19 protein-coding genes are annotated in these 23,499 nt (G+C 68.6%); 5 read left to right on the top strand and 14 right to left on the bottom strand.

The annotated features are described in order from the left end of the window. Nucleotides 1–123: 123 nt before the first annotated feature. Genes E8A74_RS06305 through E8A74_RS06285 form a run of 5 tightly spaced genes read right to left on the bottom strand, consistent with a single transcriptional unit; the run spans nucleotide 124 to nucleotide 5,230 of the window. The gene (locus E8A74_RS06305) at nucleotides 124–1,137 is read right to left on the bottom strand and encodes a sigma-54 interaction domain-containing protein (protein WP_136928003.1); all 1,014 of its coding nucleotides are present in this window, start codon (nucleotides 1,135–1,137) and stop codon (nucleotides 124–126) included. 43 nt (nucleotides 1,138–1,180) lie between these two features. Then, complete coding sequence (locus tag E8A74_RS06300; RefSeq protein ID WP_136928002.1) at nucleotides 1,181–2,239, bottom strand: sulfate/molybdate ABC transporter ATP-binding protein; 1,059 nt, start codon at nucleotides 2,237–2,239, stop codon at nucleotides 1,181–1,183. Next, the gene (locus E8A74_RS06295) at nucleotides 2,236–3,351 is read right to left on the bottom strand and encodes a sulfate ABC transporter permease (protein ID WP_136928001.1); all 1,116 of its coding nucleotides are present in this window, start codon (nucleotides 3,349–3,351) and stop codon (nucleotides 2,236–2,238) included. The genes E8A74_RS06300 and E8A74_RS06295 overlap by 4 nt, the downstream gene beginning before the upstream one ends. Beyond that, a complete protein-coding gene (gene cysT / locus E8A74_RS06290) occupies nucleotides 3,341–4,165 on the bottom strand; it encodes a sulfate ABC transporter permease subunit CysT (RefSeq protein WP_136928000.1) in 825 nt (274 codons plus the stop codon). The genes E8A74_RS06295 and cysT overlap by 11 nt, the downstream gene beginning before the upstream one ends. Nucleotides 4,166–4,171: 6 nt before the next feature. Then, nucleotides 4,172–5,230 (bottom strand): sulfate ABC transporter substrate-binding protein, encoded by a 1,059-nt coding sequence (locus E8A74_RS06285; protein ID WP_136927999.1) that lies wholly within the window; start codon nucleotides 5,228–5,230, stop codon nucleotides 4,172–4,174. A gap of 134 nt (nucleotides 5,231–5,364) precedes the next feature. Here E8A74_RS06285 and E8A74_RS06275 point away from each other — a divergent pair, with 134 nt between their 5' ends. Next, the gene (locus tag E8A74_RS06275) at nucleotides 5,365–6,486 is read left to right on the top strand and encodes a cyanophycinase (protein ID WP_170228893.1); all 1,122 of its coding nucleotides are present in this window, start codon (nucleotides 5,365–5,367) and stop codon (nucleotides 6,484–6,486) included. 6 nt (nucleotides 6,487–6,492) lie between these two features. Here the strand turns inward: E8A74_RS06275 and E8A74_RS06270 are convergent, their stop codons facing one another. The 3 genes from E8A74_RS06270 to E8A74_RS06260 all read right to left on the bottom strand — a co-directional run bounded on the left by E8A74_RS06270 (nucleotide 6,493) and on the right by E8A74_RS06260 (nucleotide 10,156). Continuing rightward, nucleotides 6,493–8,541, bottom strand: coding sequence for an esterase/lipase family protein (locus tag E8A74_RS06270; RefSeq protein WP_136927996.1), 2,049 nt, complete (start codon nucleotides 8,539–8,541; stop codon nucleotides 6,493–6,495). A 224-nt stretch (nucleotides 8,542–8,765) separates the two neighbouring features. Next, nucleotides 8,766–9,356, bottom strand: coding sequence for an NAD(P)H:quinone oxidoreductase (wrbA, locus tag E8A74_RS06265; protein ID WP_136927995.1), 591 nt, complete (start codon nucleotides 9,354–9,356; stop codon nucleotides 8,766–8,768). A 101-nt stretch (nucleotides 9,357–9,457) separates the two neighbouring features. Then, the gene (locus tag E8A74_RS06260) at nucleotides 9,458–10,156 is read right to left on the bottom strand and encodes a pirin family protein (RefSeq protein ID WP_136927994.1); all 699 of its coding nucleotides are present in this window, start codon (nucleotides 10,154–10,156) and stop codon (nucleotides 9,458–9,460) included. A gap of 158 nt (nucleotides 10,157–10,314) precedes the next feature. Here E8A74_RS06260 and E8A74_RS06255 point away from each other — a divergent pair, with 158 nt between their 5' ends. After that, nucleotides 10,315–11,961 carry a sigma-54-dependent Fis family transcriptional regulator gene (locus E8A74_RS06255; RefSeq protein WP_232379402.1) on the top strand — a complete coding sequence of 549 codons (1,647 nt, stop codon included), beginning with the start codon at nucleotides 10,315–10,317 and terminating at the stop codon, nucleotides 11,959–11,961. A 3-nt stretch (nucleotides 11,962–11,964) separates the two neighbouring features. Here the strand turns inward: E8A74_RS06255 and E8A74_RS06250 are convergent, their stop codons facing one another. From E8A74_RS06250 to E8A74_RS06240, 3 genes are read right to left on the bottom strand one after another with little or no spacing between them, the layout of a single operon-like run. Continuing rightward, nucleotides 11,965–12,588: a hypothetical protein gene (locus E8A74_RS06250; RefSeq protein ID WP_136927993.1), complete on the bottom strand. Its 624-nt coding sequence runs from the start codon at nucleotides 12,586–12,588 to the stop codon at nucleotides 11,965–11,967. A gap of 57 nt (nucleotides 12,589–12,645) precedes the next feature. After that, on the bottom strand, nucleotides 12,646–13,692 hold the full coding sequence (locus tag E8A74_RS06245) for a hypothetical protein (RefSeq protein ID WP_136927992.1): 1,047 nt from the start codon (nucleotides 13,690–13,692) through the stop codon (nucleotides 12,646–12,648). Further along, nucleotides 13,676–15,058: a serine/threonine-protein kinase gene (locus tag E8A74_RS06240; RefSeq protein WP_170228892.1), complete on the bottom strand. Its 1,383-nt coding sequence runs from the start codon at nucleotides 15,056–15,058 to the stop codon at nucleotides 13,676–13,678. The genes E8A74_RS06245 and E8A74_RS06240 overlap by 17 nt, the downstream gene beginning before the upstream one ends. A gap of 227 nt (nucleotides 15,059–15,285) precedes the next feature. Here E8A74_RS06240 and E8A74_RS55445 point away from each other — a divergent pair, with 227 nt between their 5' ends. After that, nucleotides 15,286–18,297, top strand: a complete 3,012-nt coding sequence (locus tag E8A74_RS55445; RefSeq protein ID WP_211365296.1) for a hypothetical protein — start codon at nucleotides 15,286–15,288, stop codon at nucleotides 18,295–18,297. A gap of 124 nt (nucleotides 18,298–18,421) precedes the next feature. Beyond that, nucleotides 18,422–19,042, top strand: coding sequence for a hypothetical protein (locus E8A74_RS06225; RefSeq protein WP_136927990.1), 621 nt, complete (start codon nucleotides 18,422–18,424; stop codon nucleotides 19,040–19,042). 66 nt (nucleotides 19,043–19,108) lie between these two features. On the opposite strand, the gene E8A74_RS06220 is transcribed toward E8A74_RS06225, so the two are convergent. Genes E8A74_RS06220 through E8A74_RS06210 form a run of 3 tightly spaced genes read right to left on the bottom strand, consistent with a single transcriptional unit; the run spans nucleotide 19,109 to nucleotide 22,454 of the window. Continuing rightward, a complete protein-coding gene (locus E8A74_RS06220) occupies nucleotides 19,109–20,287 on the bottom strand; it encodes a ferritin-like domain-containing protein (RefSeq protein WP_232379401.1) in 1,179 nt (392 codons plus the stop codon). Between the two features lie 29 nt (nucleotides 20,288–20,316). Further along, entirely contained in the window at nucleotides 20,317–21,165 is an 849-nt protein-coding gene (locus tag E8A74_RS06215; protein WP_232379405.1) for a MerR family transcriptional regulator, read from the bottom strand. Beyond that, entirely contained in the window at nucleotides 21,165–22,454 is a 1,290-nt protein-coding gene (locus E8A74_RS06210) for a ferredoxin--NADP reductase (RefSeq protein WP_170228891.1), read from the bottom strand. The genes E8A74_RS06215 and E8A74_RS06210 overlap by 1 nt, the downstream gene beginning before the upstream one ends. A gap of 258 nt (nucleotides 22,455–22,712) precedes the next feature. Between E8A74_RS06210 and E8A74_RS06205 the strand changes: the two genes are divergently transcribed. Continuing rightward, on the top strand, nucleotides 22,713–23,498 hold the full coding sequence (locus E8A74_RS06205) for a hypothetical protein (protein WP_136927987.1): 786 nt from the start codon (nucleotides 22,713–22,715) through the stop codon (nucleotides 23,496–23,498). Nucleotide 23,499: the final 1 nt, after the last annotated feature.

The following is a 23,499-nucleotide window of genomic DNA, read 5'->3' as shown; positions in this document are numbered from 1 at the left end:
CCGAAACAATGTCTTCGACCTACGCCGATATGGGATCCTGCTGAACCTGGAGGTCATCCAGCGTCGTGAGGGCGAGCTGGCCAAGGCCGCGTAACTTCAGGTGGAATTGAACCGTTTGTTGCTCTAGCGATTCGGCTGCATCGAGGCGGGTCCCGCGGAAGGTTCGCGGAAGTGCGACCACTCGATGCCGAGCTTGCGCATGCGCGCGCGCAGCGTGTGCGGGTTGATGCCGAGCAGGCGCGCCGCGCCAAACGGGCCCTCGATGCGGCCGCCGCGCGCGGCGAGGGCGCGTCGAATGTGTGCGGCCGTCGCCTCGTCGAGGGTCACGATTTCTTCCGCGTCGTGGAGCGCTTCCGCGGCGGGGGGGCGCGAGGGCGGTTTTACGGTCGGGCCCCCGAGCGCGGCCGCGAGTTCGAGCCGCTTGCCATTGCCGAGGATCGCGCCGCGTTCGATCACGGTCGCGAGCTCGCGGACGTTGCCCGGCCAGGCGTAGTGGCGGAGCAGCTCGAGGTCGGCGGCCGTCGGCGTGAGCCCAGGGCCGCCGAGGCGTTTGCCCGCGCGCTCGGCGAAATGGGCCGCGAGCGACGGGAGGTCCTCCATGCGATCCCGCAGCGCGGGCAATCGAATGGGGAAGACGCTCAGGCGATACCAGAGGTCTTCCCGGAACGTCCCTTCGGCCACCATGCTTTCGAGGTGACGATGGGTGGCCGCGACGATACGCACGTCCACGTGGATGGTCTCGTGCCCGCCGACCCGCTCGATCGTGCTCTCCTGGAGCACGCGCAGGAGGCGCACCTGCGCTGCGCGCGGCAGCTCGCCGACCTCGTCCAGGAAAAGCGTGCCGCCGTCCGCGCGCTCGAACCAGCCTTTGCGCGTGCCCACGGCGCCGGTGAACGCCCCGCGCTCGTGGCCGAAGAGCTCCGAATCGATGAGCTCCGAGGGAATGGCGCCGCAATTGACGCGCACCACGGGGCCCTGCGCGCGCCGCGATCGCGCGTGGATGGCCCGGGCGATGACCTCCTTCCCGGAGCCGGTCTCGCCCAGCACGAGCACCGGCGCGTTCGTGGGCGCGACCTGAAGGACGCGCTCCATCACCGGCTTGAGCCCGGCGGATTCTCCGATCACGAATTCGCTCATGTCCATCGTTTCCTCGGCTATCGGGCGGAAGGACGCGGGAGGTTCAGATCTCGTAATCGGGCACGAAGACGCGCACCCTGCGCGGCGCGACGTGGACGGTGTCGCCCGATTTCAAGCCGAGCTCGGTGAGACGCTCGGGCGTGAGCTCCACGTTGATCAACTGGTTCGAATCAAGCGCGCGGAGCTCTACCTTGGTCCGGGATCCGGTCGGATTGACGTGCAGGACCTTCGCCGCGAGGCTGCCTGCCTCGGTGGGGCTTCGCTCGACTTCGAGCTCGTGCGGACGCACGTACACGGCGGCGTCCCGCGCCTCGGGGTGCGGATAATCGGGATAGGCCACCGTGAGGCCGGAGACGACGGCCCGACCCCGCTCGACGCGGCCGTGGAAGACGTTGACGTTGCCGAGGAAGTCCATGACGAACGCATTCGCGGGGCGCTCGAATACCTCGGCGGGCGTGCCCACCTGCTCGATGCGTCCTTCGTTCATAATGACCACGTGATCGGCGACCTCGAAGGCCTCTTCCTGGTCGTGCGTGACGAAGACGCTCGTGACCTGAATCTCCTCGTGGAGCTTGCGGAGCCATTGCCGGAGTTCGGTGCGTACCTTGGCGTCGAGCGCGCCGAACGGCTCGTCGAGCAAAAGGACGTTCGGACGCGCCGCGAGCGCGCGGGCGAGGGCGACGCGTTGCCGCTGCCCGCCGGAGAGCTGCGCTGGATACCGTGATCCAAGGCCGTCGAGGCGGATCAACTTGAGGAGCTCGTCGACCCGGACTTGTCTTTCCTGCTTCGGCACCCCGCGCACGCGCAGCCCATACCCGATGTTCTCGGCGATCGTCATGTGCCGGAACAGGGCATAATGCTGGAAGACGAAGCCCACCTTTCGATCACGGGCCTCGTATTCGGTGATGTTCTCGTCGTGGTGCAGGACCGTGCCCCGATCGGCGACCTCCAGGCCTGCGATGATCCGTAAAAGCGTGGTTTTCCCCGAGCCGGACGGGCCGAGCAGGGCGAGGAGCGAGCCGCTCGGGACGTCGAGGCTGACGTCGGCGAGGGCCTGGAAGCTGCCGAAGTTCTTCGATACACCCTGGATGCGGATGCTCATGGATGCGCCCCCGTGCGGCGGCCTTGCTCGGGTGCCGGGATGCGATCCTCGAGCTTGCGCTTGACGACGAGCGTCACGATGGCGAGCAGCGTCAGCACGGACGCGACCGCGAAGGATCCCGGCATGTTGTATTCCTGGAACAGCTTTTCGATCCGGAGCGGCATGGTGTCGGTCTCCCCAGCGATGTGCCCGGAGACGACGTACACCGCGCCAAACTCGCCCATGGCGCGGGCGTTGCACAAGATGATGCCGTACACGAGCCCCCATTTCACGTTCGGCACCGTCACGTGCCAGAACATTTGCCAGCCGTTCGCCCCGAGGCTCAGCGCCGCGAGCTCCTCGTCCGCGCCGATGGCGTTCATCACAGGGATGAGCTCGCGCGCCACGAAAGGAAACGTGACGAAGGCGGTCGCCAGGACGAGCCCCGGCGTGGCGAAGATGATCTTGAGGCTTTTGTTCGTGGGCCACACGCCGAGGGCCTGTTGCGCGAGGACGAGCAACACGAACACCGTGGCGCCTGCGAGGGCCAGGCCGAGGGGAGGCGTTTTCCAAAGGCCGCGACGCGCGCGCCTTTGGCTCGGCCGAAAGACGAAAGAAGCGACGGCGAGGAGGAGGACGAGGAGGGCCGAGACGAGGTACGGCATGATCGCGTACCCGTCGCGGCGCAAGAAGGCCCCGAAATAGCCCTGGAGGCCGAAGATCAGCACGAACATGAGCCCGGCGACGACGGGGGAGACCGAGAAGGGCAGGTCGATCAGGGCCGTGAGCAAGGTTCGTCCCGGGAAGGAAAACCGCGCGATCGCCCAGGCCGCCGCGACGCCGAAGACCACGTTTGCCGCGACCGCGATGGGCACGACCGTGAGCGTCAGGCCGATGGCGTGGCGCGTGTCGGGATCTTCGACGAGGTTTTTCCAGTAAACCCCCGCGCCCTCGGCCAGCGCCCCGGCGAATACGTGGAGCACGGGAAGGACGATGAGCACGACGACGACGGCGATGGCGAGCCCGGTGAGGATCCATCGCAGCCACGCGGGATCCTGCTGCGCCCGCCGGATTTTCGTCGCCGCGGCCCGCGTTCGAGGCGCGTCGCGGACCTCCGTCGTCTCAACGGTCATGGCGCCGGCTCCAGCTCTCCAGGAGGTTGACCACGAGCAGCATCGAGAACGAAATGACGAGCAGCACGACCGCGATGGCCGTCGCCTCGCCATACGCGAACTCCTCCAGGCGGGCGACGATCAAAATGGGGGCGATCTCGGTCTTGAACGGCATGTTGCCCGAGATGAAGACGACCGATCCGTATTCGCCGATGGAACGGGCGAACGCGAGGGCAAACCCCGTGATCAATGCGGGAACCAGCGTCGGAAGGATCACGAAGGCGAACGTCTGCCAGCGTGTAGCCCCGAGGGAAGAGGAGGCTTCTTCGGTCTCCGGATCGAGGTCTTCCAGGACGGGCTGCACGGTCCGCACGACGAAAGGCAGGCCGACGAAGACCAGGACGAGCACGATCCCGAGCCTTGTATACGCGCCGCGGATCCCGAGGGGGACGAGATGGCGGCCGAGCCAGCCATTCTCCACGTACAGGCTCGCGTAGACGAGGCCGCCGACGGCGGTCGGCAGCGCCAGGGGCAGGTCGACGAGCGCGTCGAGGATACGTTTGCCCGGGAACGTGTATCGTGTGAGCACCCAGGCGAGGAGCGCGCCGAGGACGACGTTCGTGAGAGCCGCGAGGAACGAGGTCCCGAAGGTCAGGAGATAGGCGGCGCGCGCGCGCTCGGTCCAAACCGCGCCCAAGAAATCGTGCAGCGAGAGCGAGCTGGCTTTGACGAAGACGGCCGTGATCGGCAGGAGCACGAGGAGGCCGAGGTAAAAGACCGTATACCCCAGGGTCAGGGAGAAACCCGGGAGCACCCTTCGGTTCACGCTCGCCATCCGCGGCTACTTCTTCGGGCTGTAGATGGTGTCGAAGACGCCGCCCTCGCCGACGAATTGCTTGTGCGCGTCGGGGAAGTCCTTCGCGATCTCGGTGATGGCGAAGAGCCGGAGTTCCGGGAAGGTCGCGGCGTGTTTCTTGAGAATGGCCTCGTTCGTCGGCCGGTAGAAGTGCTTCGCGGCGATCTCTTGCCCCTCGGCGGTATAGGCGAACTTGAGATACGCCTCCGCGGCTTTGCGGGTGTTCTTGCGATCGACGTTGCCGTCGACGATGGCCACGTGGGGCTCGGCGCGGATGCTGATGGGCGGATACACGAGCTCGAGCTCGCCCTTCGCTTCGCGCACTTCGAGGTGGGCTTCGTTTTCCCAGGCCAGGTGGACGTCGCCGAGCTTCTTCTGGACGAACGTGGTGGTCGCGCCGCGCGCGCCGGAATCGAGGACGGGGACCTGCTTGTACAATTGCGTGACGTACTGGATCGCGTCGTCCCGCGAGCCGCCGCGCAGGACGACGGAGCCCCACGCGCTGAAGAAGGAGAGGTAGCCGTTGCCCGAGGTTTTCGGGTTCGGCGTGATCACCTCGACGCCGGGCTTGATGAGGTCCGGCCAATCCTTGATTCCCTTCGGATTGCCCCTTCGCACCACGAAGATGACCGTGGACGTGTACGGCAAGGAGCGGGAAGGGAGCTTGTCGATCCAGTTCGGCTGGATGAGGCCCTTTTTGCTGATGGCGTCGGTATCGAGGTAGGAGGCGAGCGTGACGACGTCGGCTTCGAGTCCGTCGATGACGGCCCGGGCCTGCGTGCTGGAGCCGCCGTGGGATTGCTTGAGGGTGACCTTCGTGCCCGATTCTTTTTCGTAGGCGGCGATGAACTTTTCGTTCAGGTCCCGCCAGAGCTCCCGGGTCGGGTCGTACGAGACGTTCAGGAGCTCGACCTCCTGGGCCGCGCCCCCGGGTTGGGACTTGCCGCAGGCCAAGAGCCCGAGCGCGCCTACGATCAAGGCGGTGATCGCCGTGCGTCGGTCCGCCCTCCCACCCGTCGGATTGTGCGCCACGATGAGGAGCATATGTCCGCTATAACGGACGTGTCCAGTGAAATTTACTGCTCGTCCGTCATGACGGATGATAGTGTGTGGGGGGAGATACTGTGTAGTCTGCGTCGCAGATTGACGTGTGCTCGTGACGCGGGTATTCGGGGGGGATGCTGACGCGAACCGGAAAACTCGCTGCCTCGCTGGTCGTCCTCCTGCTGCTCGCCGGTTGCGGGGGCGGAGAAGGAAATGGGAGCGGGGGCGCAGGCGGAAGTGGCGGCGCAGGCGGAAGTGGCGGCGCAGGCGGAAGCGGGGGCGGGGGCGGAAGTGGCGGCGCAGGCGGGAGCGGGGGCGCGGGCGGCAACGCCGTGAGCCCCGAGCCGCCCGCGGGGCTCGAGCATTACGTGACGGGCAACGACGCGGACGCGGACGTGACCCCCGCAGGGCCGGGCCTCATCTTGATGGGCGGCTCGACGGACGTGGACGCCGCATTCACTTGGTGGAAGCCGCGCATCGCGGGCGGTGACGTCGTCGTCCTTCGGGCCTCGGGCGCCGACGGGTACAACGAGTATCTGCAGGAGCTCAGCGCCTCGGATTCGGTCGAGACGATGCTCGTCACGAGCAAGGAGCTCGCGAACAGCGACTACGTGAAATGGCGCGTCGAGCACGCCGAGGGCATCTTCCTCGCTGGCGGCGATCAGTCCGATTACGTGACCTTCTGGCGCGGCACGGCCCTCGCCTCGGCGATCGCCTCGGTCTGGCAGCGCGGCGGCATCGTCGGCGGGACGAGCGCGGGTTGTGCCGTGCTCGGCGAGTTCGTGTTCGCCGCGCACGAGGGCAGCGTCTATTCGGACGAGGCGCTGCTCGATCCGTACAACGTCTATATGACGATGGAGCGTGATTTCTTTGCATTCCCGCCGCTCGCCGGGTTCATCACGGACTCCCATTTCGTGCCCCGCGATCGGATGGGCCGCCTCGTCGGTTTCCTCGGGCGGATCCTCACGGACGGCTGGGCCCCGAAGGCCAAGGGGATCGGCGTGGACGAGCAGACCGCGGTCGTGATCGACGCCCAGGGCAAAGGCGAGGTGATAGGGGAGGGGAAGGTGTATCTCGTGGTGGCGAACGAGAAGCCCACGAGCTGCGAGGCCGGAAAGCCGCTCGTGTATTCTGGGCTATCGTATCATCGGCTCGCGGCCGGGGATACGCTGCAATTCCCGTCGGGCGAAACGAGCGTGCCCGCCGAGCCCCTCAGCGCCGCGAACGGCGTGACGAGCCCGGCAGACCCGTATTGATCCGGATCAGGGCAGCGCCTTGAACTGCGTGATCATCTTCGTCCAAACGGCGGGCGTCACGCCGACTTCGAGGTGGCCGTAGGGCACGCCTTCCTGCTTCGACTTGTTCGTCTTGTTCGTGCTGGTCCAGCCCTGCGTGAGCTGATCCCGCGCCGCGATGCTGACGTCGAAGAGCACGCCGTCGCCCTTGGGATCACAGGTCGGGCAGGCCATGCCGTCGATCTCGAAGACCTGGCCGCTCGTGCCGCCCGAGGTGCCGTGCAGCACGTAGAGGTAATCGAGGCTCGTGCTGAGGCCACGCGCCCGGAGCCGATCGATGAGGTTGCCGCCCATCTCCGCGACGGCCTTGATGCCAATGCCGTCCATCAGCTTGTACTGCGCATACCCGAGCGAATACGACTCCGCGGTGAGGCTGTCGTAGTAGAGGTGCTTCGCGCGGCAAGCAGTCGCGGGATCGTACGCGGTCGCGCGGCAGGTCGTGTGCCCGGCGTCGTCCATGATCCAGCCGGCGCCGCCGAAGATGTTCGCCGGGTTGTAGTTGGTCTTGATGGCGATCCAGTCGCGCCATTTCGTCTCGTCCGTGTCGAGCGTGGACCAGTCGTAGCTGATCGGATCGTCCTGCCGGTTCGGGAGCGGGTAATACGAGCGCAGATCGTAGGTGACCTGCATCTGGCCGAGGTAGGCCGAGACGAGCTTGCCCTTGTCGTCGACCGAGCCCCACATGGCCAGGTTGTACTTGTCGAACGAGTACCCCGTCGACGAGGCGCCTTGCTCCGTGTTCAGCGTCTTCAGCGACTTCGGCGCGAGGGGCTTGCCGGTCGTGTCGAGGCCCGTGATGTTCGACGTGTAAATGCGGCGCCAGTAATCGAGCCACGTGCCGCCGCGGTTCTCGCAGACGGAGTAGGCATACGGGTTCGGGAAGATGTCGTTCGGCGAGTCCGCATAGCCCCACGTCACGCATTGCACGGCGGACATGTAGCTCCACGTCACGGGCCCCTGGCCGAGCGGCGCGTTCTCCGCCGTGCTGTAGATGAGCAGCGGGTTGAACGGGTGGCGGAAGTTCAGGTCGATGCCGAGGTGCGGGCCGGAGAGCGCGACGTACGTGCGCACGTCCTTGCGGAAGTTCGGGACGCCGAGCGATTGGAGCGCCGCGAGCTGCTCGAAATACTTCGGGCCCCAATCGGTCCAGGTCGCGGGGCTCGACATGTAGAGGTCCGCCGCGACGACGCCCTTGCTCCAGGCGACGAGGTTGACCTTCGGCCTCCCCGTGAGCGAGCGGATGCGCGAGAGCGCGTTCGCGATGTGAATGGCCTGGTTGAAGTTGTCGCCGTGGAAGTTGCCGAAGGTCGTGGCGTAGGTGCAGAAGCCTTCGGCCTCGAGCGCCTGCACGAAGCCCGTCGCCTGCGTCATGCCGGGGTAGAGCTTGCCCGTGCCGTCGTCGCCGCTCGGCCGGAGCCAGACGTTCGCGTTTTGCATGGCGCCGTGCACGAGCAGCACCGGGGCCTTCGTCTTGTCACACTGATCGAGCGCGGTCTTCGGGCCGTGATGCAGGAGCACGAAGCGCGCCTCGGGGCGCGTGGGGCCCTTGTCCGGACAAGCGGCGGCCGAGGTCGAGCCGACGGCGCCGGCGCAGGTGTTCTGGTATTGGATGTTGAACCCGTCGACGAGCTGCTGGTTCAGGGCGCCGAAGTAGGTGCGCAAGGGATAGGTGGAGTCCTGGAACGTGTCCTGCCAGCGGCCCTTCGCCGTGCGCAGGTTGTACCCCTCGGTGCGGAACTTCTGCCGCCCTTCGAGCAGCTCGATCTTGCCCCAGGACCAGCTCGGGGGCGTGATGGCGCCGACGAGCTTGTAGCTCTGCGAGAACGTCGTGGTCGCGGGGGGATCGAAATAGGCCTCGTAATCGGAGATGAACGTGAGGTCGGAGCTGGCTTCGTTGGTCTCTTCGTCGCCCGGAGCGAACTCCTCGACGGGCGACGCCACGCAGCCCACGGCGGAGAGGGCCGCGAAGAGGGCCGTGAGCGCAAACGAACGACGTGGAAGCGAAGATTGCAGCATGGAAACCTCCTGGGCAGCGCCCGCCGGGGAGCCCCGGTTGTGCGACCGCAGCAAGTGCGGGTCGTCCATGCCTATCGATGATCTGAGGGGTTTTCAAGCATCGTTCGAACCGGGAGGTCCGTTTGATGCTGCGGCTGCGAAGAAGTGTCGGAAGGGGAGCAATTGCCGCACTGCAAAAGGACGCCAGGTGTGCGTGCTGCGGCGCAGCATGGAGCGGCGCGTCGTCAGCCGCGGATCTTCTTCGCCATTTCGGCGACGCGCTTGCCGAGGTACTTCGCGTGCGCGATGTCGTGCTCGGTGGGCGCGCCGTTCGCCGTGACGGAGGGGCCGTAGGGGTTGCCGCCGGACGCGAACACGAGCGAATCGGTGTAGCCCGGTGTCACGATGACGCCGCCCCAGTGGTAGAACGTGTTGTAAAGCGCGAGCAGCGTCGATTCCTGGCCGCCATTTGCGTTCTGCGCCGAGGTGAACCCCGAATACACCTTGTTCGCAAGTTTGCCCTGGAACCAGAGCCCGCCCGCCGTGTCGATGAACGACTTCATCTGCGACGACACGTTGCCGAAGCGCGTGGGCGTGCCGATGACGACGGCGTCGGCCCAGTCGAGGTCTTCGAGCGAGGCCTTCGGCTCGTCCTTCGTTTTGTCGAGGAACGCGCGCCACGCGGGGTTCCGATCGATGGCCGCGTCGGGCGCGGTTTCGGCGACGAGGCGGACGCGGACCTCGGCCCCCGCCGTGCTCGCGCCTTCGCCCACGGCCTGCGCCATGGCGTGGTTGGTCCCGGTCGACGAATAATAGATGATCGCTACGTTGGGCATGGTGGCTGTCTCGCTCCGTCCAAGGTCGGAAGGTGAGGGGTTCGAGGGCTCGCTCGGCGTGTCCGAGCGGAGCCCCCGAGCGGAGAAGGGCGCGTACGCTATCACGCAAGATCGAAGAGCAGCACCTCTCCTTTTCCGTGGCCGCTGAAGACGAGCTCCTTTTCGCCGCTGATGGCCGCGCCGTCGCCCGCGTGGAGCACGGTTTCGCCGAGCTTCACTTCGCCCTTCGCGACGTGCACGTAGGCGTGCCTGCCGTCCGCGAGCGCGTGGCGCGCCTCTTCACCGTCGGCGAGGAGCCCCGCATACACGCTCGCGTCCTGGTGGATCGTGACGCTGCCGTCGCGGCCGTCGCGCGAAGCGATGAGGCGGAGCCGGCCCTGTTTCTCCTCGTCCGAGAAGTTCTTCTGCTCGTACCCCGGCGTGATCCCGCGCTCCTCGGGCGCGATCCAGATCTGCAGGAAATGCACGCCATCCTTGCGCGATCCGTTGAACTCGCTATGCGAGACGCCCGTGCCCGCGGTCATGCGCTGTACGTCGCCCGGCCGGATCATCGAGCCGTTGCCCATCGAGTCCTTGTGCGAGAGGGCGCCTTCGAGCACGTACGAGAGGATCTCCATGTCCCGGTGCGGGTGCGTGCCGAAGCCCTGGGCCGGCGATACGCGGTCCTCGTTGATGACCCGGAGCGACCGGAAGCCCATGTGCGCCGGATCGTAATAGTTGGCGAACGAGAACGTATGGTACGAGTCGAGCCAGCCGTGGTTCGCGTGTCCGCGGTCTTCCGAGCGTCGCAGCGTGATCATCGTGGTCTCCTTCGGTCCCCGGCTTCGTGCGGGGCGCTGTCCGTTCGCCCTCGAGATAAGCACGAGCCGGGCCAAGCTCCGGGAGGCGCTTTTTCGGCGGGAAACGCGAGGTTCGTGCTGCCGCCGTCTATCAAAATGATAGACTCGGGGCTCTCAAGATGAAAACCGCGGGCATGCGGGCCGCCGATCTGCGGCTCTCGGATCTGTTCTCGTTCGGCCCGAAGGGCGGGGTGATGCGCTTCGCGGGCGAGCGCGTGCTCCTCTTCGACGCGGTCGCGCTCGGGCTCCTGCGCAAGCAGCTCATCGAGAGCTTCGGCTACCACGCGGCGCGCGCGGTGCTGACGCGCTTCGGCTACGGCCACGGCTGGCGGACGGCGGAGGCGCTGCGCGAGGGGATCCCCTGGGCGGACGAGCGGGAATGGCGCATCGCGGGCGGGCGGCTGCATCGGCTGTGGGGGCTCGTGACGTTCGAGCCGGTCGAGCCCGACGGGCGCCCCGGGCCCGAGCCGTTCGCCGACGCGATATGGCACGACTCGTACGAGGCAGAGCAGCACCTCTTGCACCTCGGGCAAGCGACGGAGCCGGTGTGCTGGACGCTCGCGGGATTCGCGAGCGGATACCTGAGCCGCGTCAATGGTCGGCCGATCTTCGCGCTGGAGGAGTCGTGCCGCGGGAAGGGGGACGCCGTGTGCCGGATGATCGGGCGGAGCCGTGAAGAGTGGGGTGAGGCGATCGTGCCGCACCTGCCGTTTTACGAGACGGACTGCCTCGACGCCTCGCTCCGGCACGTGCAGCGGGCCCTGCGGCGCGCAGAGACGCGGCTGCTTCGCGCCGAGCGGCTGCTCTCGGCGGGCGACGAGGAGACCGAGGTGCCGGGGCTCGTGGCGCGGAGCGAGGCCATGCGGAGCGTGGTCGCGATGGCGCGGCGGGTCGCCCGGACAAACGCGACGGTGCTCCTGCTCGGCGAGAGCGGGGTGGGCAAGGAGAGGATCGCGCGGCTCGTGCACGACGCGTCGCCGCGCGTGGCGGGGCCGATGGTGGCGATCAACTGCGCGGCCGTGCCGGAGAGCCTGCTCGAGAGCGAGCTCTTCGGGCACGCGAAAGGCGCATTCAGCGGGGCCGTGACGGAGCGGGCGGGGCTCTTCGAGGCGGCGCGGGGCGGGACGTTGTTCCTCGACGAGGTGGGCGAGATCCCGCTCGCGATGCAGGCGAAATTGCTCCGGGTGCTGGAAGAGCGCGAGGTGCGGCGGGTGGGCGAGAACCGGACGCGCCCGATCGACGTGCGGATCGTGGCGGCGACGCACCGAAATCTCGCGGCGGCCGTGGCGCAGGGGCGCTTTCGGCAGGATCTCTATTTCCGGCTGCGGGTCGTGGAGATCGCGATCCCGCCGCTCCGCGAGCGGCCGGAGGACATCTTGCCGATCGCACGGCGGCAGCTCTCGGAGGCAGCGGCGCGGGAAGGGGAGGCGCCGAAGGAGCTCGGCAAATCGGCGTGCCGTGCGCTGTACGAGCACGCCTGGCCGGGCAACGTGCGCGAGCTCGTCAATGCGATGGAGCGGGCGCGGATCCTCTCGGAGGGGCCGACGATCGAAGGGATCGATCTGCCGCCCGAGATCGGAGGCGCAGCCGCAGCAACGACCTCGCGTGAAGCTGGGTTTTCCCCGCGCCCGCTCGCCGAGGTCGAGCGGGCGCACATCCTCGCGACGCTCGCGGCCGAGGGAGGAAACCGCAAGGAGGCCGCGGCGAAGCTCGGGATTGGTGTGGCGACCCTTTATCGGAAGCTCAAGGAGTACGCCGAGGGATAATCGCTACTGGCAAGCGCCGCCCAGGAGATCCGCGCCGAGGCATTGTCCGCTCGCGCAATCGGCGTTCGCGTAGCAATCGACGCCCGGCGCGCCGAGCGCGCACTGGTTCGCTACGCACACGGCGCCGAGGCAATCGGCGTCCTGGAGGCACGCCTTGCCTTGCCGGCACGGATGGCAGGCGTCGCCGCCGCAATCGATGTCGGTCTCGTCGCTGTTCTTGATGCAGTCGCCGCAGCTCGGGCCTTGCTCGCCCTCCTCGCCGCACGTGACGCGCCCGTCGACAGGCGCGCAGAGCTGCCGGAACGAGCAGAACACACTCGTGCAATCCTGGTCGTTCGCGCACGCGGCGCCGTCGGGGCACGCGCCGCACGCGGAGCCGCCGCAATCGACGTCCGACTCGTCCCCGTCCTGCACGCCATTGCTACACGGATCGGCAGGCCCTTCGCCGCCCGCGCCGCCCTCACCCCCCGCGCCAGAGTCCCCCTCCCCCTTCGCCCCGGCGCCGTTGTTCCCGCTCCCGTCCGCATTCGCCGGGTCCTGCCACGCCTCGATGCCGAGGAGATCGGCGCAGCCGGTCATGGACACCAGCAAACCCAAACCCGATGCTATGAACAGAATGGAACGCATGTTCAGTAATTTACCCGGCCGAGCATGCGCTCCGCAAGGCAACTCGCAGCGCTCGGATCAGAAATTTCCGATAAGAAGCGCTCCGCCCCCGGTCCGATCGGCGAAAGGCGCGACTTCGTAGTGGAAACCCGTCCGCGGCGCGGGCTTGGGGGCCTCGGTGCGCTCGGGGAGCAAAACGAGCACGAGCGCCGTCACCGCGCTGGCGGCGCCCATGCCAAAAGCGACATTCGCTACCGTGGCTGACCGAAGCGCGTCCTCGCGGAGCTCGCGGCCGCGCGCGCACGAGGCCGCCGTCGTGCAGGACGCCTGGAACGAGACCGACGCGGCGTTCCGACTGCTGGCCGAAAGCGCGAAGGCCCCCGCGACCGCGAGCCCGGTGAAGCCCACCCCGCCGGCCACGAGTGCGCCCACCTTGCGCGCGTCAAGTCCCTTGGAGGTCAAAAGATTGGAGGTCCCAGGATCCGATGGCGCCGGATTTTTCTTCGCCGGCTCCACGGGCGCAGGGCGATTCCAGTCGGGGATCTCGACCTCGGCGACCTTGCGCGCCTGCGCCGTGACCGTGGCGCGGAACTCGGGGCGGCCCGCGAGGCGCGCGACGATCTCGTACGTGCCCGGATCGATGGGCTGGGCGACCCCGAGCTCGTCCGGCGCGAGGCGCACGCCGTTGCGGAAGACGGCGGCCCCCTCGGCGCCCTTCGGGAGCCGCACGAGCAGGCGCGGCAACTCCGGTTCGAGCGCGCTCGCGCGCTGCCGGGCGAACGCGCCGCGCTCGTCGTTCACGGCCTCCGCGCGCCGGGCCGTCTCACCGTACTCGCGCCACGCGGTGGCGGTGCGGCCCTCCTGCTCGTGGCAGGCCGCGAGCAGTCCGAGCGTGCCGATCGCCGGATCGAGCGCGTCGCTCTGCGCGAGCTTCGTGCAAGCCTCGACGAACGCGCCCTGTTCGAGCAGGCGCTTGCCGTCCTGGAAGAGGGTCTCGGCGAGCGTCGCCGCCTCGCTGGGATCCGCGGGCGACGTGAGCGGGGGTTCGTCGTCCGCGCGGGCCGCGGCGGGCGCGAAGGCGAGGAGCGACGCGGCGACGAGGATGAACTTATTTGCGCTTGCCACCGAAAATCCCCACCGTTTGCTTGATGGTTTGCGTTTGCTTCGAAGTCTTCGTCGGCGTCGGCGCCTTCGTGGTCTTCGCCGGGGTCGTGCTCGTGGCCGCGGACGACGTCGCGGCGGGGGGCGGCGCCGCGGCCGTGACCTGCGGAGGCGGCGGCGTCGTCGGCTCGGGCGCGCGCGCCGCGGGCGTGGCCTCGGGCGGCGTCGTTGTGGCCTCGGGCGTCGCGGCGTGTTGCGTGACGACGACGAGCGAGACGAGCAGCGCGGTCGCGACGAGGCTACCCGTCGCGAAGATCGCCGCGCGTTTCTTTCGGCCTCGCGCGTCGCCCAGGTCGACGGAGCTCGTGAAGCCCGCGTGCGTGTGCGCGGGGGCGCGTGGGAGCGTGATCGCTTGGTCCGTCGGCACGCGCGAGGGGCGCCTGGGCCCGGTGTTGTCGAGGCTCGCCGTGCCCACGAGCGCCTGGCCGATGCGCGTGGCTCGGGTGCGCGCTTCGGGGCCGCCGAAGGGCGCGATCGCCTCCGCGAACGCGCCGAGGTCCGCGAATCGCTCGTGCGGCCGCTTCGCCAGGGCGCGCAGGATCGCCTCTTCGAGCCGCGCGTGGACCTCGGGGCGTTTTTCGCGCACGCGCGGCGGCGGCTGCGTGGCGATGACGACGATGAGCTGCGTGATGCTCTCGGCCGCGTAGGGCGGCGCGCCCGCGAGCATCTCGTACAGGATCATCCCGAGCGCGTGCTGATCACTGCGCGCGTCGACGTTCTTCGTCGACTGGATCTGCTCGGGGGACATGTACTGCGGGGTGCCGAAGACCGCGTCGGTCCCGGTAATGGACGCGCTGTGCCCCGGCGCGTCTTTCGAGAGGCCGAAGTCGAGCACCTTGAGCACGCGCGGGCGGAGCGGGCGCTCGGCGAGGAAGAGGTTCGCCGGCTTGAGGTCCCGATGCACGAGGCCCTGCGCGTGGGCCGCCGCGATGCCCTCGCAGGCCTCGAGCGCGAGGTCGACGGCCTCGGCGACGGGGAGCTTGCCGCGCCGCGTGAGCTCGGCTTCGAGGTCGTGCCCGTAGAGCCGCTCCATCACGAGGTACGGCGCGCCCGTCTCGGTCTGCCCGACGTCGCTCACGCGCGCGATGTGCTCGGAGGGCAACGTCGCGGCGATGCGCGCCTCGCGGAGAAACCGCGTCACGACGTCCGAAGAGAGCGCGAGCGCCGGGTTCAAGAGCTTGATGGCGACGGTCTGGCCGAGCGCGAGGTGCGTCGCTTCGAGGACCACACCCATCCCGCCGCAGCCGAGCTCTTGCTCGACGCGGTATTTGCCCAGCAGGATGGTCCCGGGCGGCGGCGCCACCATCATACTGACGACAGACGCTATCACGGCTCGTGTCCGATCGAAACAAGGTCGTCGTGTGTGCGCCGATGGAGGGACGTGTCGGAAATTCGACACCTCCCCGAAGTGTCCGCGGACGAACCGTTGCAATTTGCAACGCACGGGGAGGTGTTTCCGACGGAGGATCGAAGCATCGGACGAAAAGAAGGTGACCGCGATTGCTTGAGCAGGTTGCTTCGTGGACAAAGGACCGAATTCGTGTTTGATGGTTTGACATGCCGAGTCGACCCTTCCGCACCACGATGGGCCTCCTGGTTTCCTCCGCCTGGCTCAGCCTCGCGGCGTTTCACGCGGTTTCATGCGCGGAAGGAGGCGAAGTCGGTACGAGCGGCACGGCCGGCGCGAGCGGATCGCCGAGCGGGAGCGGCGGCGGAGGTGGTGACGCAGGAGGCGGCGGGACCGGGGGCGACGGCGGAGCCGCGGGTACGGGGGGCACAGGCGGCGTGGGTGGCGTCGGCGGCGCGGGCGGCGTCGGCGGTGACGCAGGCATGGGTGGCGCCGGCGGCCTCGGCGGCGCAGGCGGTGGAGGGGGGACAGGTGGGGCCGGCGGCGCGGGCGGCGCAGGCGGCGCGGGCGGCGCGGGCGGCGGTCCCGTGGTGGGACTCGAGCTCTGTGTGCTGAACGACGCGGGGCCGGAGGGCGCTTGCGCGAGCCCCGAGGAACTCTCGTATGGCGTCGTGCCCGCAGGGACGACCCGGATGCGGCTCTTCCGCGTGGACAATGCCTCGAACGCAACCGCGTCGTTCCAGTCGGTGAACGTGGCGAGCCCCGACTTTTCCGTCGAGGTGGTCCGGTTCGTGCCGGACGCGCCCAATCCGCCCATTCGCGTGCCGGTCACGTTGCCGTTCGACAGGCCGCCCGGCACATCCTTGCATTTCGAGGTCACGTATACCTCGCCCGGCCTCGCCGAGCCGCTCGATCCGCTCGACGTGGAGGTCACAGCGACGATCGGCGGCGCCCCGGCGGCCGGCGTGCTCGTGCCCATCGTGGGGACCGCCGAGGGCTGCCCGCAAGGCCAGGCCGTCTGCGACGCCGATCCGACGAACGGCTGCGACACGGACATCCTGACGAGCTCGGATCATTGCGGCGCCTGCGACAACGCGTGCAGCTTGCCGAACACCACGGCCGTCTGCGTGGCCGGATCTTGCAAGCCGGGCGCGTGCACCACGGGATTCGGGGATTGCAACGACGTGGCGGCCGATGGCTGCGAGACGGACGTGACAAACGACGTGCTGCATTGCGGCGGCTGCAACTACGCCTGCGATCTCGCGAATGCGAGCGAGGCGTGCATGGGCGGCGCCTGCGTGCCGGCCGCGTGCACCGCGCCGTTCGGCAATTGCGACCAGATTCCGAGCAACGGGTGCGAGACGAACCTGCAAACGACCCTCGCGCATTGCGGCGCGTGCAACGCCGCGTGCAACCTCGCGAACGCCGCCGAGTCCTGCGTGTCGGGCACCTGCACGCTCGGCGCCTGCGACAGCGGGTTCGGCAACTGCGATGGCATGGGCTCGACCGGCTGCGAGACGAACCTCCAGACGACCCTCGCGCATTGCGGCGCGTGCAACGCCGCGTGCGATCTCGCGAACGCCGCCGAATCCTGCGTGTCGGGCACCTGCACGCTCGGCGCCTGCGCCATGGGCTTCGGCAACTGCGACGGGGTGGCCTCGACCGGCTGCGAGACGAACCACCTGAACGACGCGGAGAACTGCGGCGGCTGCAACAACGACTGCGGGATGCTCATCCCGAACGCGCAATCGACCTGCTCGTCCGGCATGTGCCAGCTCGTCTCCTGCCTGCCCGGCTACGTCGACGTCGACGGCTCCCCGCAGAACGGCTGCGAGTGCACGTTCGTCGGGGCAGACTTGCCCGACGACGGCTTCGCCGACACGAATTGCGACGGCATCGATGGCGACGCGTCCGCGGCCGTGTTCGTCGCGAAAACCGGAAATGACCTGAACCCGGGCACGCGCGAGTCGCCGATGGCGACGATCTCCGCGGGGATCTCGCGGGCCGTCGTCCTCGGCAAGAAGCAGGTGTACGTGTCGCAGGGGCTCTACGACGGACGCATCACGCTGGCGAACGGCGTGTCCGTGTACGGTGGATACTCGGCGCAGAACGGCTGGGCGCGGAGCGCGGCCTACGTGGCGACGATTCAATCGAGCGGCGTGGTGAACGGGCGCGTGAGCGCGGTCGAGGGCAAGGACCTCGTCATGGCGATGACCGTCGACAGGATGACGATCCAGACGCTCGACACGAACACGGCGAGCATCTCGAATTACGCGATGTACTGCAACAACTGCCCGTCGCTCGTCCTGAAAAACAGCGCGCTCTCCGCCGGGGCGGCGGGGGCCGGGGCGGCGGGGGCGGCGGGGACCGCCGGTGGGATCGGAGGCAATGGGGCCGCGGGCGGGCCTGGCGCCTGCGATTCCAACACCTCGGCCGCCGGCGGCTCGGGCGGGTCGAGCGTGTGCAGCCGGACCGGCGGCCTCGGCGGCAAAGGCGGCTACGCGACGGGTGGTGGAGCGGGGCTCTCGGGCACCGGAGGCACGGTCGGCGGGATCGGCGGCTCCGCGGGCAATACGGGAACGGACGGCGCGGGCGGCCAGCTCGGCACGGCGGGGACGAACGGCGGGAACGGGACGGGCGGCAGTGGCGGATCGACCGCGACCCTGTTCTGGATCGGCAACGCGGGCGTGACCGGCGTGACCGGCGTGCACGGCAATGGCGGCGGCGGCGGTGGTGGTGGTGGCGGCCAGACGGGCGCGTTCGTCATCAATGGCACGGGCAACGGCGGCGGCGGCGGCGGCGCGGGCGGCTGCGGCGGCACCGGCGGCGGCGGCGGCGGCGCGGGCGGGGGATCGTTCGGGCTCTTCGTCCTCAATTCGAACGGATTGACCCTGACGGGCAATACGATCCGGAGCGCGAAGGGCGGAGCCGGCGGCAGCGGCGGCGCAGGTGCTGCAGGGGGCGCCGGCGGCAGCGGCGGTGCGGGCGCGGCGACGTGCACCGCCGAGGTGGGCCAGGGCGGCAATGGCGGCACCGGCGGCAAGGGTGGCAATGGCGGGCATGGCGGCGGCGGCGCGGGAGGCCCCTCGTTTGCCGTGTACCGTGTCGGCAGCTCCTTGGTCTCGGTCACGGGCAACACGCTCACCCCCGGCACCGGCGGTGCGGGCGGCACCTCGTCTGGCAACGCGGGCGTCGCGGGCTCGTCCGGGCAGGTCTTTTGAGCGACGACCTTTCCCGTCGGACGCGGCTCGCCGCGCCCTTTTCCCGAGCGCCGGGGTTTACGGCCGGCGCGCGCGTCGCTTAGACTCGCGCGCCGCGGCGCGCGTGCGCCCGAGGGAGGTGGCCGTGTCCATTCGTTCGTTGTTTGCCGTATCGCTCGTCGTGGGGATGTTCTGCTCCGCGGGGTGCACCAAGTCCGACAAGGCGGGCGGAGAGGCGGCGCCCGAGCCCAGGGCCGCCGCCGAGGGGAAGGCCGCGCCGGGGCAAACCCCCGCGGGCGAGAGAGCGGCGGCGCCGTCGGGCGGCGGGGACCTGGACGCGGCGAAGGCGCTGCTCGAGGCGTTCTTGAGGCCGGGCGCGGATCATGCGGCGCTCACGAAGCAGCTCGAGCCGACGACCGACGATTACAAGGCCGTCTTCAAGGACGACGCCGCGGGCAAGCTCGAATCACATTACAAGAAGATGTGGTCCGACCCGAACGCGGCCATCAGCCCGAAAGAGGGACAAACCCAGCTCCTCCTGTATTCGGCGACGACGGAGGAGATCGCGGCGGGCCAGGGCGACGGGCCGAACTTCCCCGGCGGATACAAGAAGGCCGTGGAGGCCATGAAGCCGGGCGTCCGCTGGGTTCGGTTCAAGTTCGTCAAGCCCGGGGAGACGCTCGGCATGGCGTTCGACGGGCTCACGCGCGTGAATGGCAAATGGCGCTTCTTCCCGAAGCCGTGGCGCGGGCTCGAGGGATCCTGAGGCGCTGGGGATGGTGGAGGCGACCGTGCCGCTTGACGACCGTCACGCTCCCCGTCCCGCCCTGACTCAATGTAGATCCGAGAGCAGCTTCTCCGCCGTGAGCTGGTCCGCGGCGAGCCCGCCGAAGTACCGCATCAGGCCGACCTCCTCGTACCGCGGCATGATGCGCGGGGAGAGCAGGCCGATCTCGCGCAGGTTCGGCACGAGGCGGCTGAACATCACGGTCCGGAACTCCTCCATCCCCTGCGACCGGTACACCACGTTTCGCCAATCGGCGCGCGTCATCCGGCCCTCGAACCACTCCTCGTAGACCTCGTACGCGGCGAAGCGGTTGCGCATGAGCAGCGCGACCTCGAAGGCCCAGTCCTCGCGCTCCTGCCGCTCGCGTTCCGTCAGGTGTTTCGTGAAGTGCTCGCGCAGCGCGCAGACGCCGTAATGCACATGCCGCGCCTCGTCCTGGATGATCATCTTGAGGAGCTCCTTCAAGAGCGGCTCCTTCGTCTGCTTGTACAGCGTGCTGAACGCGCCGAGCGCGAGGCCCTCGACCATGATCTGCATGCCGAGGAACTTCATGTCCCAGCGGCCGTCGGTCATGAGCGAGTCGATGATCACGAAGAGGTTGTCGTTGATCTGGTAGAGCTTCTCGAGCTTTGTATCGAGGTACCGGTTGAAGACCTCGACGTGCCGGCCCTCATCCATCACCTGCGTCGCGCCGTAGAGCTTGCCGTCGAAGAACTGGACGGCCTCGGTCACCTGCGCGGCGGCGAAGAGCGCGCCCTGCTCGCCGTGCAAGAACTGGCTGAGCATCCAGGCGCACATGCTGTAGCTGAGCTTCCTCCGCTCCAGCGCATCGAGCTTGATGCCGAGCTCCTCGATGTCCTCGAAGGAGAGGAACTCCTCGGGGATGAGCGGGATCTCGGGATCGAGCGGATCGACGCTCGTATTCCAGGGCAGATCGTCGCCGTTCCATTGGCCGAGCTTGGCGCGGCGGTAGAGGTCGGCCATTTCGGGCTGATCGCTCGGGTACGTCCAGTCGAAATGGGCCGCGTGCGTCGCGGGCATGTCCGTCGGCGTGCCTTGTTTGCCCCGGTGCAGGAGCAGCCCTCGCACGCCCGAGGGGCCGAGCGCGCCGAGCACCTTGGGATCTTTGACCGAGAGGAGGACCTCGAACGCCTCGAAATACGCGTCGATCTGCGATTGCATCCTCGGCGGGAGGAACCTCGTGAGCCGGCTCGTGTCGAACATCGTATGTCTCCTCCGAAACCCGTTTGATGTCAAAGCGTCGCGAGGAAGTTCCTCGCCAGGGCGTCGTGATAACGGACCAAAAAGGCGTTGATGAGCGGCAGCGCCCGCTCGACCATGGTGGCGGCTTGCTCGGGCGAGAGCGAGGAGAGGCGGTCGGCGAGGAGCTTCGCCTCGCGGGCGAAGAGCGCGCTCATGGCCTCCTCGTACATCACGATGTCGCGCGCCGAAAAGCCAATCGACTCGGTGAAGCCGATCCGCCGGAACTCGGCGAACGTCTCCAGGATCCACGTATCGTCGCTCGCCACGACGAGCCGCGCGCGCCCCGAGGCGTCGTGCTCCTCCGCGGCCGCGATGAGGCCGAGATGGACCATGTCCTCGAGATCCTTGCGCGCGAGGCCGAGCTTCTGGATGAGCTCGTTCGCGTCCGCCGTCGTGGGTTTGTCCGCGCGCGCGCCGAGCGCCCTGCTGAGGCGGGCTTTCACCTCGTGGACGAACCTGCGTTGCGCGGGGCTGAAGGCCTCGTCGCGCTCTTCGAGCAGGGCCTTGATGGCGCGCAGCGGGAGGAACCGCTCGTGCTGGAGCTTGCGCACGAGGAGGATCCGGGCGAGGTGCTCCTCGCCGTAATACGCCATGTTGCGGCCGGTCTTGTGGCCCTCCGGCACGAGGCCCTGCTGGATGTAGAAATGGACGACCTGTCGCGGCAAACCGGTCCGCTCGCAGAGATCCTTCATGCGATACGGGTACGCCTCGCGGTCGACGCTCGGGGTCTTCGCTCGGGCAGGCCGAGCTTCGCCCCCGAACCCCCCCACGCTCGGGGTCTTCGCTCGGGCAGGCCGAGCTTCGCGCGTGGGCTCCTTGCTCGCGAGGGCGACGTCCATCACGGGACTTCCACCGTGCACGGCGCCGCCGCGCGGGACACGCACGCGAGGACGAACCCCTGGTTTTTCTCTTCCTCTTGCAGGCAATTCGGCTCTTCGCTCGTCACGTCCCCCGACAGGAGCTTGATCTTGCACACGCCGCACCCGCCCATCGTACACGAGAACGGCATGGGCAACGACGCGGCGAGGCCCGCTTCGAGCAGGGTTTGTCCGGGCGCGGCGGTCACGGTCTTCGTCCGGCCGCGGAGGCGGATCTCGATCGGGGCGGAGCTCGTGGGGAGCGCCGGCGTGGTGCGGCGCGCGGGGGCGGAGAACCGTTCCTCGTGGATGCGAGCAGGAGCGACGCCACGGGCGAGCAGCGCTTCCCGCGCCGCGATCATCATCGGCTCGGGCCCGCAGACATAATAATCGGTGGCGCCTGCGTCGAGGCCGGAGGCCGCGGCGAGCACGTCGAGCTCGCGCGTGACGTTGTCGTGATCGAGCAGGCCGGTGCGTCCCGTGAAACCCGCGGGCGGCTCGGAGAGCACGTGGCGGAGCGTGAAGCGATCCGCGTGGGTTTCGACGAGGGAAGCGAGCGCCTCGCGGAAGATGATGTCGGCCTCGCCCCGGTTTCCGTACACGAGCGAGACGCGGCTCTCGGGCTCGCGCGCGAGCGTGGTCCGCGTGATCGAGGCGAGCGGCGTGATGCCGCTGCCGCCCGCGATCAAGACGAGGTGCCTTCGCGCCGCGGGATCCGGCGCCGCTGTGAAGCTGCCGGAGGGCCCGAGCACGTCGAGGACGTCTCCTTCCGCGACCCGCTCGTTCAGGTGGTTCGAGGCGCGGCCGCCGGGCATTCGTTTGATGGTGATCGTCACCTCGGCAGCGGCGCCGTCTTCGTCGGGAAGGCTCGAGATCGAATAGGCGCGGCGGAGGATCTCGCCGCTCGCGAGCGTGACGAGCACGGTGAAGAACTGGCCAGGGACGAAGGCGATGCGGCGGCCCTCGGGATCGGTGAGCGAGAGCGAGACGGCGTCCGCGGTCTCGCGTACGACGCGCGTGACGCGGAGCCTGCGCGGCGTGATGCCGGCGCTCGACGTGGGGGAAGGCGAAGTCGTGAAGGCGAGGAGGTGCCGGGCGAGCGGCTTGCGGACCGCGTACGGCGCGGGGCGCGCGCCGGTGAAGTCGTTCAAGACCGTCCGTACGTCACGCACCAGCGCTTCGAGCCGGACGACGATCCTGGCGGGCAGGAGATCCGCGGCGCCTCCGCTTTTGCGCGTCTCGGCTTGGATCGTGGCCTTGTCGAGCTCCATGGCTCGCTTGTACCGGCAGGACTGCAAAGTGTCAAGTGTCACTTGACACTGCGCGCCGACGCGACGGCTCCGCGGCCGCCGTCGTGGGGGATGCCGTCGTCGTCCACGGGATCGGAATCGGAGACGCGGCACGAATTCGACGGGACGACGATCCGAACGGGAAATGCCAGCGATGGATGCTTCAGGGTCGTACCATCGGCGTGGGTTCGTCGGCGGGACGTGTTGTCGTCCTGCCGCCCCCATGCTTTCCTCGGTACCGTGAGCTACCTATTCGTCGCGTATCTGTACGACAAACGTCGCTGCTCGGCGAAGGCCATCGTGGATCCGTGGGCCGACGTGGAGCCGCGCTTCGCGGGCGAGAGGCTCGTGCGCGTGGCCGTGAGCCCGCGCGTCGAGGCGGTGTTTTACTTCCCGGGAAACTTCCGGCAGAAATCACTCGCTTTTTCGTTTGGTTGCGAGGCCTTCCTCGGGGACGACGTGGCCGCGGCGCCGGCCGAGGCGCGGAGGAAAGCAGGCGAGCGGGATTGGCAATACGTGGCGTGGGCCTCGTCGGACATGAACGACTACGACGTGGCCATGCGTTTCACGCCCGACGGCTTCGAGGGCCGCGCGATGATCGACGGGGAGGGCGAGCGCGTCGTGATCGACAAGGGGGGCCTCCGGACGTACGAAAAAAAGACGATCGCTGCCTCTCCGCAGGAGCTCGGCTTCGGAATCGAGGGAAGCGCGACGTTCGACGAAGCGGCCTTCGAGCGCGCGCTCGTCGAGCGGGAAGAGCCTTTCCGGCCGGGCCTCTTGGTGCACGACACGCTGGGCGTGACGCGCGGCAAGGTGATCGACGCGCTCGACATCGTGGGCGAGGGGCAAGGCGAGGTGTTGTGGCCCCAGGGCGGGCCCGTGGACACGCAGGCCCTTCGGCGCGCCGCCGCCGAAGCCGATGACCCGATCGTGCCGGCGCTGCCGTTATGGGAGCCTTTGCGCGACGGAACGAGGAAGGCCGCCGGCGGGATGGCGAAGAAGAGGGGCTGGAAGAAGCCGGCCTGAT

The organism is Polyangium fumosum (genome assembly GCF_005144585.1).
Lineage (GTDB): Bacteria > Myxococcota_A > Polyangia > Polyangiales > Polyangiaceae > Polyangium > Polyangium fumosum.
Note: the sequence above shows the minus strand (reverse complement) of the source record. Positions and strands in the feature narration are given on the sequence as shown.

What these genes read in the sequence shown, in the direction of transcription:
- E8A74_RS06305 (WP_136928003.1), bottom strand. Translation starts at nt 1,137, where the DNA reads ATGAGCGAATTCGTGATCGGAGAATCCGCCGGGCTCAAGCCGGTGATG.
- E8A74_RS06300 (WP_136928002.1), bottom strand. Translation starts at nt 2,239, where the DNA reads ATGAGCATCCGCATCCAGGGTGTATCGAAGAACTTCGGCAGCTTCCAG.
- E8A74_RS06295 (WP_136928001.1), bottom strand. Translation starts at nt 3,351, where the DNA reads ATGACCGTTGAGACGACGGAGGTCCGCGACGCGCCTCGAACGCGGGCC.
- cysT (WP_136928000.1), bottom strand. Translation starts at nt 4,165, where the DNA reads ATGGCGAGCGTGAACCGAAGGGTGCTCCCGGGTTTCTCCCTGACCCTG.
- E8A74_RS06285 (WP_136927999.1), bottom strand. Translation starts at nt 5,230, where the DNA reads ATGCTCCTCATCGTGGCGCACAATCCGACGGGTGGGAGGGCGGACCGA.
- E8A74_RS06275 (WP_170228893.1), top strand. Translation starts at nt 5,365, where the DNA reads ATGCTGACGCGAACCGGAAAACTCGCTGCCTCGCTGGTCGTCCTCCTG.
- E8A74_RS06270 (WP_136927996.1), bottom strand. Translation starts at nt 8,541, where the DNA reads ATGCTGCAATCTTCGCTTCCACGTCGTTCGTTTGCGCTCACGGCCCTC.
- wrbA (WP_136927995.1), bottom strand. Translation starts at nt 9,356, where the DNA reads ATGCCCAACGTAGCGATCATCTATTATTCGTCGACCGGGACCAACCAC.
- E8A74_RS06260 (WP_136927994.1), bottom strand. Translation starts at nt 10,156, where the DNA reads ATGATCACGCTGCGACGCTCGGAAGACCGCGGACACGCGAACCACGGC.
- E8A74_RS06255 (WP_232379402.1), top strand. Translation starts at nt 10,315, where the DNA reads ATGAAAACCGCGGGCATGCGGGCCGCCGATCTGCGGCTCTCGGATCTG.
- E8A74_RS06250 (WP_136927993.1), bottom strand. Translation starts at nt 12,588, where the DNA reads ATGCGTTCCATTCTGTTCATAGCATCGGGTTTGGGTTTGCTGGTGTCC.
- E8A74_RS55445 (WP_211365296.1), top strand. Translation starts at nt 15,286, where the DNA reads ATGCCGAGTCGACCCTTCCGCACCACGATGGGCCTCCTGGTTTCCTCC.
- E8A74_RS06220 (WP_232379401.1), bottom strand. Translation starts at nt 20,287, where the DNA reads ATGTTCGACACGAGCCGGCTCACGAGGTTCCTCCCGCCGAGGATGCAA.
- E8A74_RS06215 (WP_232379405.1), bottom strand. Translation starts at nt 21,165, where the DNA reads ATGGACGTCGCCCTCGCGAGCAAGGAGCCCACGCGCGAAGCTCGGCCT.
- E8A74_RS06210 (WP_170228891.1), bottom strand. Translation starts at nt 22,454, where the DNA reads ATGGAGCTCGACAAGGCCACGATCCAAGCCGAGACGCGCAAAAGCGGA.